The 20,166-nt window shown below is 71.0% G+C and carries 16 protein-coding genes; 6 read left to right on the top strand and 10 right to left on the bottom strand.

Going from position 1 to position 20,166, the window contains the following annotated elements; genetic code table 11:
- Positions 1 to 209: 209 nt before the first annotated feature.
- Positions 210 to 731 carry a hypothetical protein gene (locus I3V78_RS21870; protein WP_204490396.1) on the top strand — a complete coding sequence of 174 codons (522 nt, stop codon included), beginning with the start codon at positions 210 to 212 and terminating at the stop codon, positions 729 to 731.
- Between the two features lie 53 nt (positions 732 to 784).
- On the opposite strand, the gene I3V78_RS21865 is transcribed toward I3V78_RS21870, so the two are convergent.
- The gene (locus I3V78_RS21865) at positions 785 to 2,581 is read right to left on the bottom strand and encodes a M20/M25/M40 family metallo-hydrolase (protein WP_204490395.1); all 1,797 of its coding nucleotides are present in this window, start codon (positions 2,579 to 2,581) and stop codon (positions 785 to 787) included.
- A gap of 177 nt (positions 2,582 to 2,758) precedes the next feature.
- Positions 2,759 to 3,829: an RNA 3'-terminal phosphate cyclase gene (gene rtcA, locus I3V78_RS21860; RefSeq protein WP_338023703.1), complete on the bottom strand. Its 1,071-nt coding sequence runs from the start codon at positions 3,827 to 3,829 to the stop codon at positions 2,759 to 2,761.
- A gap of 69 nt (positions 3,830 to 3,898) precedes the next feature.
- On the opposite strand from rtcA, the gene I3V78_RS21855 reads away from it, so the two are divergent.
- Positions 3,899 to 5,149 carry an SLC13 family permease gene (locus I3V78_RS21855; protein WP_204490393.1) on the top strand — a complete coding sequence of 417 codons (1,251 nt, stop codon included), beginning with the start codon at positions 3,899 to 3,901 and terminating at the stop codon, positions 5,147 to 5,149.
- A 17-nt stretch (positions 5,150 to 5,166) separates the two neighbouring features.
- Here the strand turns inward: I3V78_RS21855 and I3V78_RS21850 are convergent, their stop codons facing one another.
- From I3V78_RS21850 to trpS, 7 genes are all read right to left on the bottom strand, one after another.
- On the bottom strand, positions 5,167 to 7,167 hold the full coding sequence (locus I3V78_RS21850; protein ID WP_204490392.1) for an ATP-binding protein: 2,001 nt from the start codon (positions 7,165 to 7,167) through the stop codon (positions 5,167 to 5,169).
- Positions 7,168 to 7,288: 121 nt separating this feature from the next.
- On the bottom strand, positions 7,289 to 8,110 hold the full coding sequence (locus tag I3V78_RS21845) for a hypothetical protein (protein ID WP_204490391.1): 822 nt from the start codon (positions 8,108 to 8,110) through the stop codon (positions 7,289 to 7,291).
- A 125-nt stretch (positions 8,111 to 8,235) separates the two neighbouring features.
- Complete coding sequence (locus I3V78_RS21840; protein WP_204490390.1) at positions 8,236 to 10,362, bottom strand: HEAT repeat domain-containing protein; 2,127 nt, start codon at positions 10,360 to 10,362, stop codon at positions 8,236 to 8,238.
- Between the two features lie 72 nt (positions 10,363 to 10,434).
- Positions 10,435 to 12,564, bottom strand: coding sequence for a pseudouridine synthase (locus I3V78_RS21835; protein ID WP_204490389.1), 2,130 nt, complete (start codon positions 12,562 to 12,564; stop codon positions 10,435 to 10,437).
- Positions 12,565 to 12,584: 20 nt separating this feature from the next.
- Positions 12,585 to 13,580 (bottom strand): SMC-Scp complex subunit ScpB, encoded by a 996-nt coding sequence (gene scpB / locus I3V78_RS21830; protein WP_204490388.1) that lies wholly within the window; start codon positions 13,578 to 13,580, stop codon positions 12,585 to 12,587.
- Positions 13,567 to 14,457: a segregation/condensation protein A gene (locus I3V78_RS21825; protein ID WP_204490387.1), complete on the bottom strand. Its 891-nt coding sequence runs from the start codon at positions 14,455 to 14,457 to the stop codon at positions 13,567 to 13,569. The genes scpB and I3V78_RS21825 overlap by 14 nt, the downstream gene beginning before the upstream one ends.
- Positions 14,458 to 14,496: 39 nt before the next feature.
- A complete protein-coding gene (trpS, locus tag I3V78_RS21820) occupies positions 14,497 to 15,510 on the bottom strand; it encodes a tryptophan--tRNA ligase (protein WP_204490386.1) in 1,014 nt (337 codons plus the stop codon).
- A gap of 216 nt (positions 15,511 to 15,726) precedes the next feature.
- Here trpS and I3V78_RS21815 point away from each other — a divergent pair, with 216 nt between their 5' ends.
- The 3 genes from I3V78_RS21815 to trxA all read left to right on the top strand — a co-directional run bounded on the left by I3V78_RS21815 (position 15,727) and on the right by trxA (position 17,830).
- A complete protein-coding gene (locus I3V78_RS21815) occupies positions 15,727 to 16,908 on the top strand; it encodes a DUF4388 domain-containing protein (protein ID WP_204490385.1) in 1,182 nt (393 codons plus the stop codon).
- Between the two features lie 183 nt (positions 16,909 to 17,091).
- Positions 17,092 to 17,430, top strand: coding sequence for a BP74-related protein (locus I3V78_RS21810; RefSeq protein ID WP_204490384.1), 339 nt, complete (start codon positions 17,092 to 17,094; stop codon positions 17,428 to 17,430).
- Between the two features lie 73 nt (positions 17,431 to 17,503).
- Positions 17,504 to 17,830: a thioredoxin gene (gene trxA, locus I3V78_RS21805; RefSeq protein WP_204490383.1), complete on the top strand. Its 327-nt coding sequence runs from the start codon at positions 17,504 to 17,506 to the stop codon at positions 17,828 to 17,830.
- Between the two features lie 21 nt (positions 17,831 to 17,851).
- On the opposite strand, the gene I3V78_RS21800 is transcribed toward trxA, so the two are convergent.
- Positions 17,852 to 19,606: an amidase gene (locus tag I3V78_RS21800; protein ID WP_338023702.1), complete on the bottom strand. Its 1,755-nt coding sequence runs from the start codon at positions 19,604 to 19,606 to the stop codon at positions 17,852 to 17,854.
- A gap of 119 nt (positions 19,607 to 19,725) precedes the next feature.
- Between I3V78_RS21800 and I3V78_RS21795 the strand changes: the two genes are divergently transcribed.
- On the top strand, positions 19,726 to 20,136 hold the full coding sequence (locus I3V78_RS21795) for a DUF3574 domain-containing protein (protein WP_204490381.1): 411 nt from the start codon (positions 19,726 to 19,728) through the stop codon (positions 20,134 to 20,136).
- Positions 20,137 to 20,166: the final 30 nt, after the last annotated feature.

Here is a 20,166-nt window from a genome sequence, read left to right as displayed (position 1 = left end):
GATGCAAGTCCTTACCCTCCCTCTCTTGGATTGCGTGGGAATGGGAAGGCAGACGAGACACAGGCGACTCTATCGGTGTCACGCGGAGCGCTGCGCCGCCCGCCTGTTGCTTTCATCCCTGACGGGCGGATGTTTGCGCTGAGGATCGCACGCGAAGACACCGCACGCGGTGCTTTCACCTCGAAGCAACTCGACGCAAGGAGAGTGCCATGGTTGAGCGCAACAAGAGTCGTCACTCCGCTGGACGCATCCTGCTCGTCGCCACGATGGTCTGTGGGTGGCCCCTGCATGCCCTCGCCGCGGAGTGCCGTACCCTGCCCACGGTGAAGAACAGCGGCGTGGCCGACAACAACACGGGAAGCGGAGGACACCTGACGCAGCACATCCTCGGCAAGAGGCCTCCCGCGCAGCCGGCGTCTGGTCAGGCGGGCAAGACGCTCTACACCAGTCCCGAGGCCTACCTGGGCGTCTGGCGCAACTACGAGTCGAAGGAGGGCATTCCCAGCCTCAACTGCTCGGGCACGAGCGCGTACCACGAGGTGCCCGTCAACAAGGTGCTGGGCTCGGGCGTGGATCTGATTGGCGCGTTCTCCTGCGACAGCACCAACGCCGACGGCACGTGCAAGGACAAGCGCAGGACCCAGTGCGACAAGCTCGCCTTTGGCTTCGTCCTCTCGCCCCAGGGGCAGTGGATCCTCAACACCTCGTTCCCGGTCAACTGCAAGTCCTGACAACCCGCCCCGCCCTCCCCCATGAATGTCTGGGAAGGGCGGAGCGTCAGACCTCACTGCACCGCGAAGACCAGGTCGTCGTGGTCGATGTAGTCACCGGCGGTGCAGGAGGACGCGGAGCCGTTGTAGCGGAAGCGGGCGCGCACGACCTGCACGCCGCCCGTGGGCAGCGTGTACGAGGCGGAGATGGTGGTGAGCCCCGTGCTGCTCGGGCTGTACGTGCCGATGAGCTTCCACGAGGGGCTGGTGGCGCTCGCCGAGTAGTACAGGTCCAGCTTGTCGGCCGTGGTGGAGTAGGCATACACCGTGGCCTCCACCGTCACCGTCTTGCCCGCGGCCAGGGTGGCCCCGTCCGAGGTGCTCACCCGGATGCGCTCGTTGGACTCGTCCGTGCGGTAGGTGCCCTTGGAGCTGTCGGCGCAAGCCGCCGCGGCGATGGTGTTGGGGGCGTTGGCCTCGGAGGGGCTCATGGTGCCGCGGCCGTTGAGCAGCGTGCCGGAGTCACACCCGATGCCCGCCGCCGCGCAGCGCGGCGCCTTGTACGTGCTGTCGTAGGAGGCCGTGGGCAGGGTACCACCGCCGCCGCTGTCCACGGGGGGCGGCGTGTTGCCGGTGGTGGCGCCCTTGGCGAGCTCCGCCAGGAAGGACGCGCCGAGCTTGGCGAACTTGACCGAGTTGTTCGCGTTGCCCGACGTCACCGACAGCGTGTCGTTGGGGGTGTGGATGCTCTTGTTGTCCGTGGACATGGTGGCCTCGAAGGGCATCGAGGCGGGGTAGCCCGCGGCGGTCCACGAGGCGTGGTCCGAGCAGCCGTAGCCGCAGGTGATGTTGGTGTAGGAGAGGCCCGGCTGGTACTTGCCGATGAGGCTCGTGGTGAAGGCGTTGAGCTGGGCGTTGGTGTTGTCCGTCACCATGGCGAAGTCATAGCTGGAGCCCTTGTAGTTGGTCATGTCCAGCTGCAGCACGCCCACCACGTTGGTGCCCGCGCTCTTGAACGAGTTGGCGATGGCCTTGGAGCCGTAGAGGCCCACTTCCTCGCCCGCGTAGGCCATGAACTTCACCGTGCGCGCCGGCTTGTAGCCCTTGGCCACCGCCACGCGGAAGATCTCCGTCACCGAGGCGATGCCCGAGGCATCGTCATCCGCGCCGGGCGCGACGCCCGTGGAGGGGTTGCTCTGGTTGATGGAGTCCAGGTGGCCGCCGAGCACCACCACCTCGTTGGGGTGCGTGGAGCCCTGGATGGTGGCGATGACGGAGGACTGCTTCCAGGAGTGGGTGAAGAACTCGACCTTGATGTCCGAGCGGCCGTTGGCCAGGGTCGTCCACTGGTTCTTGAGCCAGGTGGACGCGTCCGCGCCGTTCTGCACGTTGTAGTAGCGGTTGGTCCAGTTGGTGGACAGGGAGTTGATGGTGTTGCGGATGTTGATTTCCTGGATGTCCTCGAGCAGCGCGTTCACCGAGGCGGCGTTGTTGAGCGTGTAGCTGGCCGCCAGCGCCATGCCCAGCGTCTGGGGCTGGTGGGCGGCCTCGGCGGCGGCCATCGCCTCCGCCTGCGAGTCATGGGCGATGAAGCCCGCGCAGCGGTTGAGCCCCTGGTGCATCGCGCCCGAGAGCTTCTCCACCTGGGACTCGCTCACGCGCAGCACCGCCACGCCGCCCTTCTCGAAGGTGGGCGCGGCCAGCCGCAGCCCCTGACCCGAGAGCGCCGTGCGCACCGGTGCCAGCGCGTCCGTGCCGATGGTGATCCACACCTCCCGGTCCTGCACCTTGCCCTTGAGCGGCGCCTCCGCGTACGCGGACGTGGCACACGCGAGCCAAACGACGACGGGGCCGAACTTGCTCATTCCCATGCACTTCTCCTCGGGGGACTGCGTCTACGGGGGGACGGACTCGAACAGGGCTTCTCGCTTCACGAGAAAGACGGAGTTATCCGTCACCCCCCGAATCTAGGGCCTGTGACGCCTCCCTGGAAAAACCCGACTGTGCTTTTCTAGACGGACGGGAAGTGCGAACCGTTCGTTGGCCCGTCAATGATTGGCGGGGGCGGAGGTCGGGGCGACCTCCACGGTGCCCTCGGCGTCCACCGTCACGCGCACGGGCAGGAAGCGCTCGAGCAGCCGGGCATGGGTGGTGAGGTGCTCGGTCACGCGCTCCGGGGTGAAGCGGGTGGTGCCGGGGGACGCGGGGCCGAGGCGGCCGGCGGCCAGCAGCGCCGCGGGCAGGAGGATCTGGTCTCCCAGGTGCGCGTCCACCGCGCCCCCGCTCTCCATGAAGCGCGCGAGCGAGTCGACGGCGGCGCGGCCCACGTCCTCGGCGGGCAGGCCCCGCCGACCCAGGGCGGTGAAGCCCGCGAGCGAGCGCTCGAACTGGGCCAGCACGAAGGTCACCGAGCCGCGCGAGTGCAGGGTGGACAGGGGCCGGTTCTCCGCGTGACTGGGCAGGCCGTGCTCGCGCAGCGCCGCCACGGCCGCCTGGGACTGGCGCTCGGCGATGCCAAAGGGCAGCCCGCCCACGAACGAGCCCACGGCGATGTCCCGGAGCATGCCGCGCGCCGTCCACTCCACGAGCCCGGGCGGTGCGTCCACGGGGGCCACCTCGGCGACGAACTCGCCGGCGCGTTCCGGATAGAAGCCCGCGTGCACCAGGCGCAGCGTGGTGTCCAGGCCGTACGCCCGCGCCATGGGCCGCCAGATGCCGGAGAGGTAGTGGTAGCTGGGGCTGTGCGGCAGGTGCGTCCCGCCCCGCAGGGTGAGGGAGCCGCCCCCCGCCAGGGCCAGGGGGTAGACCAAACATTGGAACAGCAACGGGGTGCTGCCCGCGGTGCCGACTTCCAGGACGTAGTCGCCGGGGCGCACCGGGCCCGGCTCGAAGTGCAGCTCGCTCGCGCCCACCTGGGCGCCCTCGCACCGGCCCCCGCCGAGCGCCAGCGCGCCCCGCACGCACGCGAGGTGCTGGGGGCGCAGGCCCGGGGGGTCGCGGTGGGCGCGCGCGTTCACCAGGTGGAAGGGGCGCCCGGTGATGAGGGACAGCGACAGCGCCGAGCGGAGGATCTGCCCGCCGCCCTCCCCTTCACTTCCATCCAGCTCCACCGTTCCCACGCCAGTCCTGTCCCTTCCGTGCACGGAGGGCAGCGTAACAGAACGCTTTGGGCTACTGTCCCGCGCCCCGTGGCCCTCGCGATCTTCCTGTTCACCTATGTCTTCATCGCGGGCATCCGCCTGCCCTTCCCCCGCCTGGATCGTCCCGGCGGCGCGCTGGTGGGCGCGGTGCTCATGGTGGTGGCCGGCGTCGTCACCCCCCACGAGGTCTTCAACTACAGCGATGACCCCGAGCGGCACGCCGTGGACATGGACACGCTCGTGCTGCTCCTGGGGATGATGCTGCTCGCGGACTACCTGGCGCGCGCGTCCTTCTTCCGCGCGGCCGGGGCCTTCGCGCTGCAGAAGGCCCACACGCCGCGGCTCCTGCTCGTGGCGGTGGCGGCCACCAGCGCCTTCCTGTCCGCCTTCCTCGTCAACGACACGGTGTGCCTGATGCTCACGCCGCTCGTGCTCGTGGTGGTGGAGGAGGCGCGCCTGCCGCCCATTCCGTACCTCTTGGCCGTGTGCATGGCCTCCAACGCGGGCTCGGTGGCCACCTTCACCGGCAATCCGCAGAACATGCTCATCCAGGGCGCCTCCCGGCTGCCCTATGCCCAGTTCGCCGCCTACATGGCGCTGCCCGCCGTGGTGTCCACCGCCGTGGTGATCGCCGGCCTGCTGTTCGTCTTCCGGCGCGAGCTGTCCCACGAGCGCTTCACCACCCACCCCGCGGCCACCGAGGTGGATCGCCCCCTCTTGGGGCTCACCCTGGTGACGCTCGTGGGCGTGGTGGGAGCCTTCTTCGCGGGCCTGCCCATGAGCTGGAGCGCCCTCACCGGGGCCGCGGTGGTGATGACGCTGGCGCGGCGGGTGGAGCCCCGCCAGGCGCTCGAGCGCGTGGACTGGGTGCTGCTGCTCTTCTTCGCCAGCCTCTTCGTGGTCGTCTACGGGGTGAACAAGGCGGGCTGGGCGGAGGACATCCACCAGCTCTTCGCCCCCGTCATGTCCGGGCCGCCGTGGCGCGAGACGCTGGGCTTCGCGGGGCTGACGCTCGTGGCGAGCAACCTCTTCAGCAACGTGCCCTTCGTCATGCTCGCGCGCCCCTGGGTGCCCACGCTCCAGGATCCGGTGCTCGGCTGGCACGTGCTGGCGCTGGGCTCCACGCTGGCGGGCAACCTCACCCTGGTGGGCAGCGTCGCCAACCTCATCGTCTTCGAGGCCGCGCGCGACAAGGTGTCCCTGAGCTTCATGGGCTACCTGCGCGTGGGCCTGCCCATCACGCTGGTGAGCTTCGTGCTGGGGCTCGCGGTGCTGCTGGCCGAGCACGCCCTGTTCTGAGGGCGCACCCGCCGGGCTCAGAGCGTCCAGGGAAACCCGGTCAGCAGCGAGTGGACCTGGGTGACGAGCTGCGCGGCGTCCACGGACTTGGCGATGTGCAGCTGGAAGCCCGCCCTGAGGGAGCGGGCGCGATCCTCCTCGCGCATGTGGGCGGTGAAGGCGGCGGCGGGCAGCTGGCGCGTGGGGGACTCCAGGGCGCGCACCTTGCGGATGAGGCCGTAGCCGTCCTCCCCGGGCATGGCGATGTCACACAGCATGGCGTCCACCCGGGTGCGGCGCAGCACCTCGAGGGCGATGGCGGCGCTCTCCGCCACGAGCACCTGGGCCCCGTGCTGCTCGAGCACGGAGCGCACCGCCAGGCCCGTGAGCGGATCATCCTCCACCAGCAGCAGCCGTGAGCCCGCGAGCCGCCGTTCGATGCCATGGGGGGGCGGCAGGGGCACGCCGTCCGGCACGTCCGTCATGCAGGGCAGGCGCACGGTGAAGGTGGCGCCCTGGCCCGGGCCGGGACTGGACGCGTCGATGCGCCCGCCATGCAGCTCCACCAATTGCCGGGCGATGGACAGCCCCAGCCCCAGGCCCCCATGGGTGCGGGTCGTCCCCTCCTCCTCCTGACGGAAGGGCTCGAAGAGCAGGGGCGCGAACTCGGCGGGAAAGCCCTTGCCCGTGTCCCGCACGGTGAGCAGGACCTGCTCCCGGTCGGACCGCAGGTGCACGAACACCCGGCCTCCGGGCGGCGTGTACTTCACGGCGTTGGACAGCAGGTTGCACACCACCTGGTGCAGCCGCTCCGAGTCCCCCAGGACGAGCCCCGTCTCCTCCAGCGTCACGTGGAGCGCCACGCCCTTGCGCGCGGCGATGGGGCGGATGTCCGCGAGGGCCGCGTTCAGGGGCTCGGTGGGCTCACACGCCTCCAGCGACACGCTCAGCTTGCCGCTGAGGGCCCGGGTGGTGTCGAGCAGATCATGCACGAGGGTGGATTGGACCTGGGTGCTCTGCCGCAGGGACGCGAGGGCTTCCGACGTGCGCCGCGGGTCGGCCTGGAGCACGTCGAGCCACAACCGCATGCTCAGCAGGGGCGTGGCGAGCTCATGGGACACGCGGGCGAGGAACTCGTCCTTGCGCCGGTTGGCGTTCTCCGCCTCCGCGCGCGCGGTCTGCTCGCTGCGCAGCAGGGCCTCGCGCTCGCGCTGGGCCTGGTTCCACCCGGTGACGTCGAACAGGGCGATGAGCATGGACTCCACCCGGCCGTCGGGCGTCTTGATGGGCTGACAGGAGAAGTTGAGGTAGCGATCCTCGAGCACCCCCGTGCGCTCCGGATCCACCCGCACCGGCATCTCCACGCCCGTGAAGTCCACGCCGTCGCGGTAGGCGGCGCTCAGCTGCTGGAGGAAGGACTGCCCCCGGAACTCGGGAAACACGTCCAGCAGGGGCCGCCCCAACAGGGGGCGGCGGGGCACGAGCGCCGCGAAGTTCGTGTTCACGAAGTCGAGCACCAGCTCCGGCCCGCTCAAGACGATGATGGCCGCGGGCGCGCGGCCGAGCAGCCGGCGCAATTGCTCGCGATGGAAGTCCGTCACCCACCGGGAGTCGCGCTCCGTGCGCGCCAGGAACGACAGCGCGAGCCCCGCCACCCGTCCACACTCGTCGCGCAGGGGGACCATCGACACGGCGTGGTCCGGCAGAAAGCGCGCGTCCTCCACCTGGAGGGGCTCGCCGCCGAGCGCGCGGTCGAGCAGGTGGTTGGCCTCTGGCCAGTCCCGTGCCCATTGCGTGCGGAAGCCCAGGCCCAGCGCCGCCGGGTGCCGGTGTCCGTGCAGCCGCCGACAGCCATCGTTGTAGAGCTGGATGAGCTCGGGACCCCAGAGGATCTCCATGGGCGCGATCGAGCCCAGACAGAGCGTCACCGCGAGGCGCAGACTGGCGCTCCAACTGGCGAGCGGCCCGAGCGGCGTCTGGGACCAGTCCCGGGCGCGGATGAGCGCCCCCAGCTCCCCGCCCCCCACGAGCCAGGACACCTCGGCCTGAGACTCTCGTCCGCCGGAAGCCATGTAGCCCACTGTGTCACCCCCCCTGGCCCGGCGTCTTGTGTCCCCCAGGCCGAGGACAGGCCTCGGCGTCCTTTGGCCGACACAGCCGTCAGGAGTCGGGATCCGGCAGCTCGCCCGGTGCGGGCTCGGGGGGCTCGGGCTTCTGCTGCAACGGCCGCTCGCGTCCCTGGGCGTCGGCCTCCGGTCCGGCGTCCGGCACCACGGGCGTGGCCTCCTGGCGATCGTCCGGGGTCATCTCCTGGGCGAACTCGGTGGACAGCTCGTCGAGCATCTCCGTCATGGCCTGGCGGAACAGGGAGGGCTCCTTGCCCACCTTGAAGGGATCCAGGGTCTCGGCGCCCTGCTCCACCCGGTCCACGCCGAAGGGGTGACGCCAGATCTCCCGCTTGTTCTTGAGCCAGAACATGCGGGTGTAGCCGCGCACGTACGCCCCCGCGCGGCCCTTCTTGCTGCGCATGCCGTAGTCCTGGATGACGAACTCCACCACCGCGTCCGTGCCGAGCGGGGCGAGCAGATCGTAGTCCGGGGCGTTCGCCGGGACCTCCTCCACCAGGAAGCTCTCCAGCACCGAGGCCACCCGGGCGGGGTCCACCGCGTTGAGCCACGGCTGCTCGCGGGGCAATTGCCGGAAGGTGGTCACCCGGAGGCGCTCGGAGACCTCGAAGCGCGTCACCGAGGAGGCCAGCTTCGACTGCAGCCGGCGGTCCGCCTCCTTCGGCTCGAGCTTCTTGAGCTTCTCCCGGTAGGAGTCGTCCTCGCGGAACACGAGGCTGTGGGGACCGGCGTCCAGCTCGATGCGCGAGATGAAGGCGGGCCGCTTCACCACGTCGAGCTCCCGGCCCGCCAGCCGCTGGGAGGCACATCCCACCAGGAACAACGCCACGAGGCCAAGCAATGCGTGTCGCGTCATTCCCCAGCCATACACCGGATCGCCGCCCAGGCCCTAAAGGACGGTGTGGGCTGAGTGACACGGGCCGGGCGCCGCCGGCCGGACATGCGTCGCGCGGCCGACGTCCGGGGCCGCGCCGGGCCCGTTCAGCGCGAGCCCTCCGTCGCGGTCACCGTCTTGGCCAGGGCCGCCTCGGCGCTCTCGCGCACCCGGCGGTAGTAGTCGCCCTTGAGGGCATCCAGGGCCTCGGAGACGGCGGGGGTGCGCGTGCCCATGCGCGCGAGCGCGGAGGCGGCCGCGGCGCGGATCTCCGGCAGATCATGGTACAGGTCGCGCGCCACCACGTCGGACACGGAGCCGTCGCCCATCTCGCCCAGCGCGGTGAGCAGCTCGCGGCGGCCCGGACTGCTCGGATCCTTGAGCGCCTTGACGAGCGTGGGCACGGCCTCCCGGGCCTTGATCCGGCCCAGCAGCGTGGCGGCCAGCACGGACTCCGGTCCGCCCTGCTCCACCACCTCGCGCAGCGCGGGCGCGGCGGACGGGGGCACCGCGCCGCGCATGAGCGCATCGAGCAGCACCAGCTTCTCGCCGCCGACCTGCGGCAGCAGCTTCACCAGGGCGGTCTGTCCCGCCTCCCCCTGCTCGGCGAGCGCCCGCGCCAGCTCCTTGAGCAGCTCGCGGTCGGACTCGAACATGCCCCCGCTGGCCACGGCCACGCCCTCGGGCCCCAGCCGCGTGAGCCCCACCAGCGCGGCCGTGCGCAGCGTCACGCTGGAGTCCCCCGCGAAGCCCTTGAGCACGTCCATGGCGTCGGGCGTCTTGAGCGAGCCGAGCGCGCGCAGCAGCGCCGCGAGCGGCTCCAGCCGGAGGGGCTCCACGTCGTCGAACAGCTCGGTGGGCACGCGCGGCTGCACCGTGGGGCGGCCCAGCTCGCGCGACTTGGCCTGGTTGAGCGCCTTGACCCGGGACATGAGCGTGGCGTGCCGCTCCTTCTTCTTGCGCATCGGGTTGTTCTCCTCCCCGAGCACGGGCGCGTTGGGATCGAACCCCACCCCGTACGTCTCCGGCAGCGCCTGGGGAACCCAGTCCTGCCGCAGGGCCTGCACCGCCGCGAGCTCCTGGGCATAGGCCTTCTGGAGGGCGGGCGTGGCCGAGGCATCACCGATGGCCGCGACGGCGTCCACGGCGAGCGTGCGCAGCGGCGCCTCGCCCTGGGTGAGCCAGGGCAGCACCTTGGGCAGCAGCTCCTTGGCCGAGGGCCCCAGGCCCACCACGGCCTGCAGTCCCCCCGAGGCGGAGGACGGCCGCGAGAGCCGCTCGGCGATGGGCTCGAGCGGACAGCCGCCCCGCTCGCGCATGGCGCGCGCCGCGCGCACCGCGTCCACGGCCACGGCGTCGAGCGCCACGGTGCACAGGGCCGCGTCGGTGGTGGCCTGCCGGGGCAGCTCGAGCAGCGCGTCGATGGCCAGCGGGCTCACGGCGCCCTTGTCCACCGCCACGGCCTGGAGCTGGGCGGTGGCCTGGGGCTCCTGCAGCCGCACGAGCGCGGTGATGGCCGACTCGCGCAGCTCCGGGAAGCTCTCGTCGAGCAGGGGCAGGATGGCGGCGGTGGCGCGCTTGTCGCCCAGGTCACCCAGGCCCCGCACCGCCGCGGCGGCGAGCACGACCTGGCTGTCACGCACCAGCGGCATCAACCGGGTGAACGCCTCGCCCCGGCCACTCTTGCCCAGCTCCTCGGCGGCCCCCACGCGCTCGGGCAGCGAGCCCTCTCCGAGCGTGAGCAGGTTGCGGTTCCAGATGCCCTTGGACTCGGCGGCGACGACCTCGGCCATGGCGCCGGGGACGTTGGCCTGCTTGAGCGCCTCGACGATCACCTGACGCGTCTGCCGACCCCGGCGGCCGTACTGCAGCGTGAGGTAGCCCTTGGCCTTGTCGTTCTTCACCTGCGCCAGGGCCATGGCGGCCTTGCCCTGGACGTCCACGTCGGAGTCCTCGAGCAGCTCGCCGAGCAGATCCACCACGCGGGGATCCTGGCTCTTGCCGAGCGCCACGGCGGCCTCGCCTCGGACGATGGCGGCCATGTCCTTGGCCGCGCGCGTGAAGAGCGGGAGGTCGTCCGACTGCGACTCCTCGGCCAGCTTCTTCACGGCGAGGGCCCGGACCTCCGGGCGAGGGCTCTGCAGATCCGCCAGGAGCTGATCCCGGTTGCCACTGCAACCGGCGATGCCGAGGAGGGCCAGGGTGATGAAGAAGTGACGCGCGCTGGTTCTCATCGGGCTCCGGAATGGAAAAGCGGAAGATTCCAGAGCCCGCTTATATCAGCGGCGCGCGTCACCGCCCAAGGCTCAGCGACCCTTGCGGGGGCCGCCCCGGCCGCGGGGCGCATCCCCACCACCGCGAGGCGACCATTCCCGGCGCTCCGTGCGCGGCTTCGGCGCGGGCACCCGGCGCTCGGCGCTGGGGTTCGAGCCGAAGGACGGACTCTCGGACCGGGCCTCCCGCTCGGGCCGCCCCGCCCCGAAGGGCTTGCGGGCCGGACGATCCGAGCCGAACGACTTGCGCTCGGGACGGTCGGCACCGAAGGTCTTGCGGGCAGGCCGCTCGTCACGGTCCGCGCCGAAGCTCTTGCGGGCGGGCCGCTCGGGGCGATCCGCGCCGAAGCTCTTGCGAGCGGGCCGCTCGGGGCGATCCGCGCCGAAGGTCTTGCGAGCGGGCCGCTCGTCACGGTCCGCGCCGAAGCTCTTGCGGGCAGGCCGCTCGGGACGGTCGGCACCGAAGGTCTTGCGAGCGGGCCGCTCGTCACGGTCCGCGCCGAAGCTCTTGCGGGCAGGCCGCTCGGGACGGTCGGCACCGAAGGTCTTGCGAGCGGGCCGCTCGTCACGGTCCGCGCCGAAGCTCTTGCGAGCAGGACGCTCGGGACGGTCCGCACCGAAGGTCTTGCGGGCAGGACGCTCGTCACGGTCCGCACCGAAGGTCTTGCGAGCAGGACGCTCGGGACGGTCCGCACCGAAGCTCTTGCGAGCAGGACGCTCGGGACGGTCCGCACCGAAGGTCTTGCGGGCAGGACGCTCGTCACGGTCCGCGCCGAAGCTCTTGCGAGCAGGACGCTCGGGACGGTCCGCACCGAAGGTCTTGCGGGCAGGACGCTCGTCACGATCCGCACCGAAGGTCTTGCGAGCGGGCCGCTCGGGGCGATCCGCGCCGAAGGTCTTGCGGGCGGGCCGCTCGTCACGGTCCGCGCCGAAGCTCTTGCGGGCGGGCCGCTCGGGGCGATCCGCACCGAAGGTCTTGCGAGCAGGCCGCTCGTCACGGTCCGCGCCGAAGCTCTTGCGGGCGGGCCGCTCGGGGCGATCCGCACCGAAGGTCTTGCGGGCCGGACGCTCGTCGCGGTTCATGCTGAAGCTCTTGCGGACCGACCGCTGCGCCCGCTCCGTCGGCGCCTCGCTGCTCTCCTCACCGAGGGGCAACTCCTCCTGCTCGTCCTCGCGAGGCGTCCAGGTCTTGCGCTCGGCCCGGCCCCCCGTCGCGCTCCGGAACGCGGGGCGAGAACCGCCCTCGCCCCGAGGACCTCCCGCCGCGGCTCGCGCCGGAGCGGCCGCGCCCCGCGCGGGCTTGCGCGCCGGACGCGACGGCGCCAGCGCGGGCACGTGCTCGGTCGCGATGTCATCGTCCTCATCGTCCGCCGCCTCGAAGCCCGGGGCCGACCGGCCATGGCGCCGGGGCGGCAGCTTGAGCTCGCGCTCGGTGGGCGAGGTCTTCCCGTCCGCCACGTCCTGCAGCAGGCGCACCTGGTTGTCGCCGAGCGGCCGCAGCTCACCGGGCCGCATGCCATCCACCGACACGCCGCCGTAGGACGGACGGTACAGGCGCACCACGGGCGCGCCCACCGCGGCGCACAGGCGCTTGATGAGGTGCGGCCGGCCCTCGGCCACCACGATCGTCAGCCAGGTGTTGCGCTCGGCCCGCTCGAACACCTCCACGGACACGGGCGTGGCCATGCCGTCCTCCAGCCGCACGCCGCCGCGCATCTTCTCGAGCGTGGCCGCGTCCGGGGTGCCCTTCACCTTGGCCAGGTACGTGCGCGGCACCTGGAAGCTCGGGTGCGTGAGCTTGTGCGCGAGCGCCCCGTCGTCCGTGATGAGCAGCGCGCCCTCGGCGTCGTAGTCCAGCCGGCCCACGGGGAACAGCCGCTTGCCCGTCTCTTCCAGGTAGTTGGCCACCGTGGGGCGGCCCTGGGGATCCGACAGCGTCGTCACGACGCCCACCGGCTTGTAGAGCAGGTAGTACGAGGACTGCTCGGGCGGGGTGACGAGCGAGCCATCCACGCCCACCAGGTCCCCCGGCTCCACCTTGGAGCCCAGCTCGGTCACCTTCTCGTTGTTGACCGTCACGCGGCCACTGGTGATGAGCTCCTCGGCGTGCCGGCGCGAAGACACTCCCGCGCGGGCCAGGTACTTCTGCAAACGTTCTGCCATGTCCTACACCTTCCGCCCGGCTATGCGGGCTCGGACCCCGGTTCGCCCTCGGTGGGCGGGGGGGTCGGGTTCAAGAGATTGGTGGCGGCCTTTTGCGTGATGTCCGCGGCATTCATGGCTTCCTCCAACTCCGCGAGCGCGGCCTCCGACGCCGCCACGCTCTTGTCCATCCGTTTCTGGAACTCCGGATCCGCCAACGCCTCCACCGTACCACTGGCGCCGGGGACCGCTGGGCGCTCCTTTTCCACAATCTCTTGATGTTCCTGGGTCAGCTCGTGGAATTCCCGGAGCGTGGGCAGGGCCGACAGATCCTTGAGGGCGAAGAACTCCAGGAACTCGCGGCTGGTGCCGTAGAGCATGGGGCGGCCCACCTCCTCCTTCTTGCCGAGGATCTTGATGAGCTTGCGGTCGAGCAGCGCCTTGATGACGGCGCCGCAGTCCACGCCGCGGATGTCCTCCACCTCGGGCCGGGTGACCGGCTGGCGGTAGGCGATGATGGCGAGCGTCTCCACGGCGGCGCGGGTGAGGCGCTGGGGCTTCACCCGGAGATAACGCCGCACGTACTCCGCGGAATGGGGATCCGTGCGGAACTGCCAGCCGCCGGCGACTTCATAGAGCACCAGGCCGCTGATGCCGTCGCGGTGGATGCCGGAGATCTGGTTGAGCGCCTCCTGGATCTTCTCCCGGTCGATGCCGGTGGCCTCGTAGAGCTGGTGGAGGTCCAGGGGCTTGTCGGCCACGAAGAGCACGCTCTCCACCACGGTGCGCACGCGCTCCGCGGAGAGGTTGCGGCTCTTCTGGACGAGCTTGTCGAAGGAGGTGTGGAGATCCGGGGCCTCGTCGGCCTCGATGGTGGCCGTCTCCGAGTCCTCCAGCTCGTCCGGGTCACCCGGGCCGGTGACGGCGGCGATCTCCTCCTCGGTGAAGGGACTGGGCCCGCCCGAGGCGCGCGGCGGCTTGTCCTCGAGCCCGTCGTCGTTCTCCTCCCCGGGGTCTCCAGGGTTACCGGTACTCACTCTCGTCTACCTCCGTGGGCAACAGCCGCTCCAGGGCGTCGCCATTGGGCGTGAGGAAGATGTCGGCCAGGGGCTCGTCCTGCCGCACCTTGAGCAGGCGGCGCTTCACCATTTCCAGCAGGGCCAGGAAGGTGATGAGCACGGACTGGCGGGTGCGTGTCTCGTCGAACAGGCTGGCGAAGGTGCACGTTCCCGCCTCCGCCTCCTTGATCCGCTGGGCGATGCGCTGCATGGCCTCCGACAGGCTCACCTTCTCGCGCACCACCTCGTGCTGGAGCTTGGGCGCCAGCCGCTCCATGACCCGGTCCAGCGCCTCGATGAGCTTGAGGACGCTGAACTCCTGCAGGCCCACCTCCTCCTCGGGGATGGGCACCGCCTCCACGGGCACGCGGCGCGGGAAGACGTCCCGGTCGAGCAGATCCTGGCGCGCGAGCTGCTCGGCGGCGTCCTTGTACTTCTGGTACTCGAGCAGCCGGCGGACGAGCTCCTCGCGCGGATCGCCCACGTCCTCCTGCTGCAGCTCGGCCACGGCGTCCACCACCCCGCCCTGGTCCGCGGTCTCCTGCCGGGGCAGGAGCATGCGGCTCTTGAGGTGGGCGAGCGTGGCGGCCATCACCAGGAATTCACCGGCGATGTCCAGGTTGATCTCCCGCATGCGCTCCAGGTACTCGAGGTACTTCTCGGTCACGAGCGCCAGCGGGATGTCGAGGATGTCGAGCCGGTGCTCCTTGATGAGGTGGAGCAGCAGGTCGAGCGGACCCTCGAAGTTGGGCAGGGCGAGTCGGAAGGCGTCGCCGGCGGGCGCACGGGTGACGTCCGCCTCGACATCGAGGGGTTCCTCGACGGGGAGGTCGTCGCGGCGTCCGCCAGTGCTCACCTGGAGTCCTTCACGTGAAGTCCGTCAACGGCCAGGGCTTCAGGGAACGCCCATGGCGCGGCGCACGCGCTGCATGAGACGCGCGGCCTCGGCACGGGCCCGGTCGGCGCCATCCGCGAGGATGCGCTCGAGCTCGGCCGGATCGTTGGCCAGCTCCGCGTAGCGCTTGCGCGCCGGGGCGAACGCCTCCAGGTAGGCGGCCAAGAGCAGCTTCTTGTAGTCGCCGTAGCCCTTGCCGCCCGCGCGCCACGAGGCGTCCACCTCGGGGAACTGCTCCGGGGGCACCATCAGCTTGAGCAAATCGTAGAGCGGCGCGTTCTCGGTGGGCTTGGGCGACTCCACGGCCGTGGAGTCCGTCTTGATGCCCATGATGCGCTTCTTGATGTCCTTCTCCTCGCCGAACAGCTCGATGGTGTTGCCGTAGGACTTGGACATCTTCTGTCCGTCCACGCCGGGCACCGTGGCGGTGTCCTCCTGCACGCGCGCCGCGGGCAGCTTGAGCAGGCCCGGGGCGTGGCCCTTCTCCTTGCCCTCGGGGTCCTGCGGGTCGTAGCCCGGCACGTAGGTGAGGTTGAACTTCACCGCCCAGTCGCGGGCGAACTCGATGTGCTGGATCTGATCCTTGCCCACCGGCACCACGTCCGGGCTGTAGAGCAGGATGTCCGCGGCCATCAGCACCGGGTAGGCGAACAGACCGAAGTCCGCGCTGATGCCCTTGGCGATCTTGTCCTTGTAGCTGGTGGCGCGCTCGAGGTTGGCCACGGGCACCACCGTGCCCAACAGCCAGTAGAGCTCCAGCACCTCGCGCACGTCGCTCTGGCGGAAGAGCACCGCCTTCTTGGGATCCAGGCCCAGCGACAGGTAGGCCATGGCGGCCTCGCGCGTATAGGCCTCGGCCAGCTTCGGGTCGCGCAGGGAGGTGAGCGAGTGGTAGTTGGCGATGAAGAAGAAGGCCTCGCCCTCCTCCTGGAGCTGCACGAACTGCCGGATGGCGCCGTAGTAGTTGCCGATGTGCAGTCGTCCCGAGGACTGCACGCCCGATAGAATCCGCATAGGCTCCACGCCCACCATCGAAAAGGGTGACAGTGGTGGTTCGCACACCCCCGTCCACCCTGCAACTTTCCGGCGGGCGCAAGCGGCACTTCCGTTCAGGCCCGCCTGGCCGCTCCCCCGGCGCCAGGACGGCTTGCACGTTGGGCCCGTGACACCCATTTCCCCGTGAATTCAGGGGGTTGAGGACAGCCTCGGTCTCCGCTATCCTGGGTTTCCATGGAGCGCTTCAAGGGCAGCCTGGCCAGCTATGGTCTGACATTGTTGATGCCCGCGTTCTTCGACGCCCTGGGCGTGGAAGGAACGCTGAGGGTCGAGCGAGCGGCCGTGCGGCGCCAGTTCTTCCTGCGAGATGGGTACCTCGTGGGCGAGAGCTCGAGCGATCCGCGCGAGCACCTCGGGCAGGTGCTCGCCCGGCTGCGCATCCTGGACGCCTCGCGCGCGGCCATGGCCTTCGAGGCCTCGGAGGCGGCGCGGGTGCCACTGGGTGCCTTCCTGGTGGAGCGCGGCCTGGTGGAGCGCACGCGCCTGATCGAGGCCATGGAGCACAAGGCCCGCGAGGCGCTCTTCGACTGCTATGGCTGGCAGTCCGGCGAGGTGGAGTTCATCCCCGGGCGGCCCGCCGCGCTCCAGGGTCAGGGCCAGGCGGTGGCGCTGCCGCGGCTGGGCCTGCGGGAGTTGCACCGGGACGCGCGCACGCGGCTGCGCGAGTGGAGTGTGTTCTGGACGCTCTTCGCGGGGCCGGACACGACGTTCGCGGCGCGGCGCGAGTTCCTGGTGGAGACGGCGGCGGCCGAGGAAGAGCAGCTTTTGCGGCTGGCCGAGCAGGGCCGGACGCTCGGGGAGCTGCTCGCGGCGTCCAACGAGGGCGCGGTGCACGCGGCGCGCTGGGTGCTGCGGCTCTACCGCCGGGGCGCGCTGTCCCCGTGCAAGGCCCCCGTGGTGTCGGCGGACGCGGGCCTGGCGGAGCTGCTCGCCCAGGCACGGCGCCTGGTGGAGGCGGGCCGCTACGAGGAGGCGGTGGCGGTGGCCGCCCAGGCGCTGGAGCGCGCGCCCATTCCCGAGGCACACGCGCTCTACCGGGAGGCCGAGGTGCGGCTGACGGTGGCCCTGGCCGAGGAGGTGCTCGCGCTGGATGGGCGGTTGAGCTTCGAGCCCCTGCCCCGCCCGCTCCCGCCGAGCCTGACGGCGGATGATCTGTACCTGCACGCGAAGCTGCGCAACAGCCGGAGCGTGCGCGAGGTGTTGCGCAACGCGGCCATGGGCGAGCTCGCGGCGTACCGCGCCCTGCGGCGCCTCATGGCGACGGGCGTGGCGCGGGTGCGCACGGAGCAGGAGTCGCGCGCGTCGAGCGGGCCCGCCAGGACGAACCCCTACGGGCTGCCCGTGGTCGTGGGCTGACGCTCGCGGTGGCGGGTGGGATGGGCTTGCGTGTCCCTCCAAGGGAGCGGCCCTCCGCACATTCGCGGGTGCCAGTCAATTCAACAAATTCTCTATGGAGACATCCCGCGCCAGGACATACAGCTCGCGCGCTTCACGAATCGGCATTCACGCCGAGCCTTGACGGTCACAGGAGCGACACCCATGGCGTATTTCGCATTCATGCAGCAACAGGGTCAGGAGTTCATCTTCGAGGTGACCGACGAGGCGAGGATCCAGAAGGCGCGGGACATCCTCGCCGGGAAGGAGAAGAACGAAATCCACGTCCACGGTCGGCTCATCAAGCGTCGGCAGCCCTACAACCCCAAGTGGGACTTCCACCTCGATCCGGCGACCATCAGCTTCTTCATGATGGCCATCGAGGTCTGTGATGCCAACATGCAGTACGTGCAGGATCACCTGGACGAGGCGGGCGGCGCGTTCCTCCCGGGCGCCCACTGGTGCCCCTGGGACTCCAGGCTGGTGCGGGAAGTCACCCCCTGATCCAGGGGCGCGCCGTCCCGGCCCTCGCGATTGGGGCGGGCGGCGCGCACCTTTCCAGCCCGGGGCGCCAGCCATGAGCGACAAGATCCTTCACCTGTCCGAGAACAGCTTCGATGCGCTCGTGCTGAAGAACGAGGGCCCCATCCTGGTGGAATTCTGGGCGGATTGGTGTGGTCCCTGCCATCGGCTCTCGCCCATCCTGGACGAGCTCGCCGAGGACTACGCGGGCCAGTTGACCATCGCCAAACTGAACATCGAGGAGAACCGCGCCCTCGCCCAGGCCCAGGGGGTGCAGCGCATCCCGGTGATGATGGTCTTCAAGCGGGGCGAGCGCGTGGCCGTGAAGGAGGGCGTGCCGTCCAAGGACCTCCTGTCCCAGTTCCTCAACGCGTATCTGTGACCCGAGCGGCGGCTCGCAGGCTCAGAACCCCGGGGGCCGCGCGTCCGCGACGCCCGAGGCCTTCTCCAGGGCCATGCCCACCCGGCCCAGGGTCCCCTCGTCGAAGAGCCGACCAATCAGCGTGACGCCGTGGGGAACGCGGCGCGGCGGCGAGAACGTGGGCAGGGGCTTCGCGGGGTTCGGCGCCCAGTCACTCCGGGCCTGGGACACCTCCACGAAGCCCGTGCGCACCGTGAGCGACGGGTGCCCCGTGTGGTTGGAAAGGGTGAGCATCTCCTCGCGCAGCGAGGGCACGAGCAGCAGGTCCACCTCCCCCATCACCCGCGTCATCTCCTGGGCCACCTTGCGCCGCAGCCGGTCCGCCTGCACGAAGTCCACCGCGGACAGGTAGCGCGACTGGCGGAAGAGGTTGGGCCACGCGTCGGGCACCTGCATGCCCAGCGCGTCCACGCCGTGCCCGAGCGTCAGCTCCTCGAAGGACGCCGCGGCTTCCGCGAAGAGGATGACCTGCAGGGAGGCATAGGGCCAGTCCGGCAGCTTCACCTCCACGGGCTTCAATCCCAGCCGCTCGAGCGCCGCGAGCGCGGCCCGGTCCACGTCCGTCGCCGGCGCCTCCTTCATCCACGCGGGGACATAGCCCACGCGCAGGCCCTTCACCGGGGCGTTGGCGTCGAAGTCGAACCGCGCGCGCACGCTCGACACGTCCCCCGCGTCCGGCCCGGCGAGCGCCGCGAGCACCAGCAGCGAGTCCTCCACCCCGCGCGTCATGGGGCCCAGCTTGTCGAGTGACCAGCTCAGTGTCATGGCCCCGGTCCTCGGCACCCGGCCGAAGGTGGGCCGCAGCCCCGTCACCCCGCAGCGCATGGAGGGCGAGACGATGCTGCCGCCCGTCTCACTGCCCAGCGCGAAGCCCACGCACCCCGCCGCCACCGCCGCGCCCGGCCCCGCGCTGCTGCCCGAGGCCCCCTCCTCCAGGAGCCACGGGTTCTTCGTCTCGCCGCCGAACCAGATGTCGTTGAGCGCGAGCGCCCCCAGGCTCAGCTTCGCCACGAGCACCGCGCCCGCCTGGTGCAACCGCGCCACCGTCGTCGCGTCCGTGGTGGGCACTCGATTCCGGAAGGGCTCGGCCCCATAGGTCGTCGCGATGCCCGCCGTGTCCACCAAGTCCTTCGCCCCCCAGGGGATGCCATGCAGCGGCCCCCGGTAGCGGCCCGCGGCGATCTCCGCGTCCGCGCGCCGGGCCTGCTCCAGCGCCAGCTCGGGCGTGAGGGTGATCACGCACTGGAGCTTCGGATCGAAGCGCCCGAGCCGCTCCAGGTACAGCCGCGTGAGCCGCTCGGACGTCAGGGCCCGGGACTCCACCCAGCGCGACAGCCGCCAGAGCGGCGCGAAGGCGATGTCCTCGTCCCGCGTGGGCAGCGGCCCCGCCGCCCCCTTGGCGGAGCGCACGAACCGGTCCTGGGCCCGCACCACCTTGCCCCCGGGCGGCAGCGGCTCCCAGCGCGACGCGGGCGCCAGCTCCGGCTCCAGCGCCACCCGGCGCGGTCCCGTGCGCCGCTCCAGGAGAGGCGCCATCATGCCCCGCCAGTTGCTGGCCGCCTGGGCGCACTCCTCCGGGGAGAGGGACACCTGCAGGAGCGGGCCGGCCGCGGCGAAGCTCGCCGCCGTCACCTCCGGCCCCACCGCGGACGCGGTCCCGAACGCGGGCGGGGCCCCGGGCGGCGAGGCCGGGACGCCCGCATCGGACGACGCCCCCTCCGCCCGGGCGGCGGCCACCGCCCCCACCAATCCGATTGCGCCCTGGGACAAAAACCGCCTGCGAGATGAACCGGCCATGGGAGATCCTCCGGACCGGAGTAAAGCGCATTTTCCCCCGTCACCCCGGAGTTGGATGCATGAACCCGTCTCCCCTTCCCTTCGTGCTCGCCGTGTCGCTGGCCCTCGCGGCCTGTGGCCCCGAGCAGGCCACGTGCGCCGTGGGCAACGAGCTCTACCGCACGGAGCTCTTCTTCGGTCTCGACCGGGCCAACGCCGCGCCCATCACCGACGCGGAGTTCCAGGGCTTCGTCGACACCGTCGTCACGCCCCGCTTCAAGGATGGCCTGACCGTGCTCGAGGCCCGGGGCCAGTACCGCATGGACACGGGCGAGCTGGTGTACGAGCCCAGCAAGCTCATCGTGCTGCTGCACGACGGCTCCGCCGCGATCTCCGGGGAGATCAACGCCATCCGCGAGGAGTACAAACAACGCTTCCAGCAGGAGGCCGTGCTGCGCATCGACTCCCTGTCCTGCGTCGCCTTCGACTGACCCTGTCCGCGACGTCCACCACCGGACGCA

The sequence above is a fragment of the Archangium primigenium genome, from assembly GCF_016904885.1.
Lineage (GTDB): Bacteria > Myxococcota > Myxococcia > Myxococcales > Myxococcaceae > Cystobacter > Cystobacter primigenius.
This window is presented reverse-complemented; position numbering and strand designations above follow the sequence as displayed.

Coding starts and splice junctions, on each gene's coding strand:
- I3V78_RS21870 (WP_204490396.1), top strand. CDS start 210: ATGGTTGAGCGCAACAAGAGTCGTCACTCCGCTGGACGCATCCTGCTC.
- I3V78_RS21865 (WP_204490395.1), bottom strand. CDS start 2,581: ATGGGAATGAGCAAGTTCGGCCCCGTCGTCGTTTGGCTCGCGTGTGCC.
- I3V78_RS21845 (WP_204490391.1), bottom strand. CDS start 8,110: ATGACGCGACACGCATTGCTTGGCCTCGTGGCGTTGTTCCTGGTGGGA.
- I3V78_RS21840 (WP_204490390.1), bottom strand. CDS start 10,362: ATGAGAACCAGCGCGCGTCACTTCTTCATCACCCTGGCCCTCCTCGGC.
- I3V78_RS21835 (WP_204490389.1), bottom strand. CDS start 12,564: ATGGCAGAACGTTTGCAGAAGTACCTGGCCCGCGCGGGAGTGTCTTCG.
- trpS (WP_204490386.1), bottom strand. CDS start 15,510: ATGCGGATTCTATCGGGCGTGCAGTCCTCGGGACGACTGCACATCGGC.
- I3V78_RS21815 (WP_204490385.1), top strand. CDS start 15,727: ATGGAGCGCTTCAAGGGCAGCCTGGCCAGCTATGGTCTGACATTGTTG.
- I3V78_RS21810 (WP_204490384.1), top strand. CDS start 17,092: ATGGCGTATTTCGCATTCATGCAGCAACAGGGTCAGGAGTTCATCTTC.
- trxA (WP_204490383.1), top strand. CDS start 17,504: ATGAGCGACAAGATCCTTCACCTGTCCGAGAACAGCTTCGATGCGCTC.
- I3V78_RS21795 (WP_204490381.1), top strand. CDS start 19,726: ATGAACCCGTCTCCCCTTCCCTTCGTGCTCGCCGTGTCGCTGGCCCTC.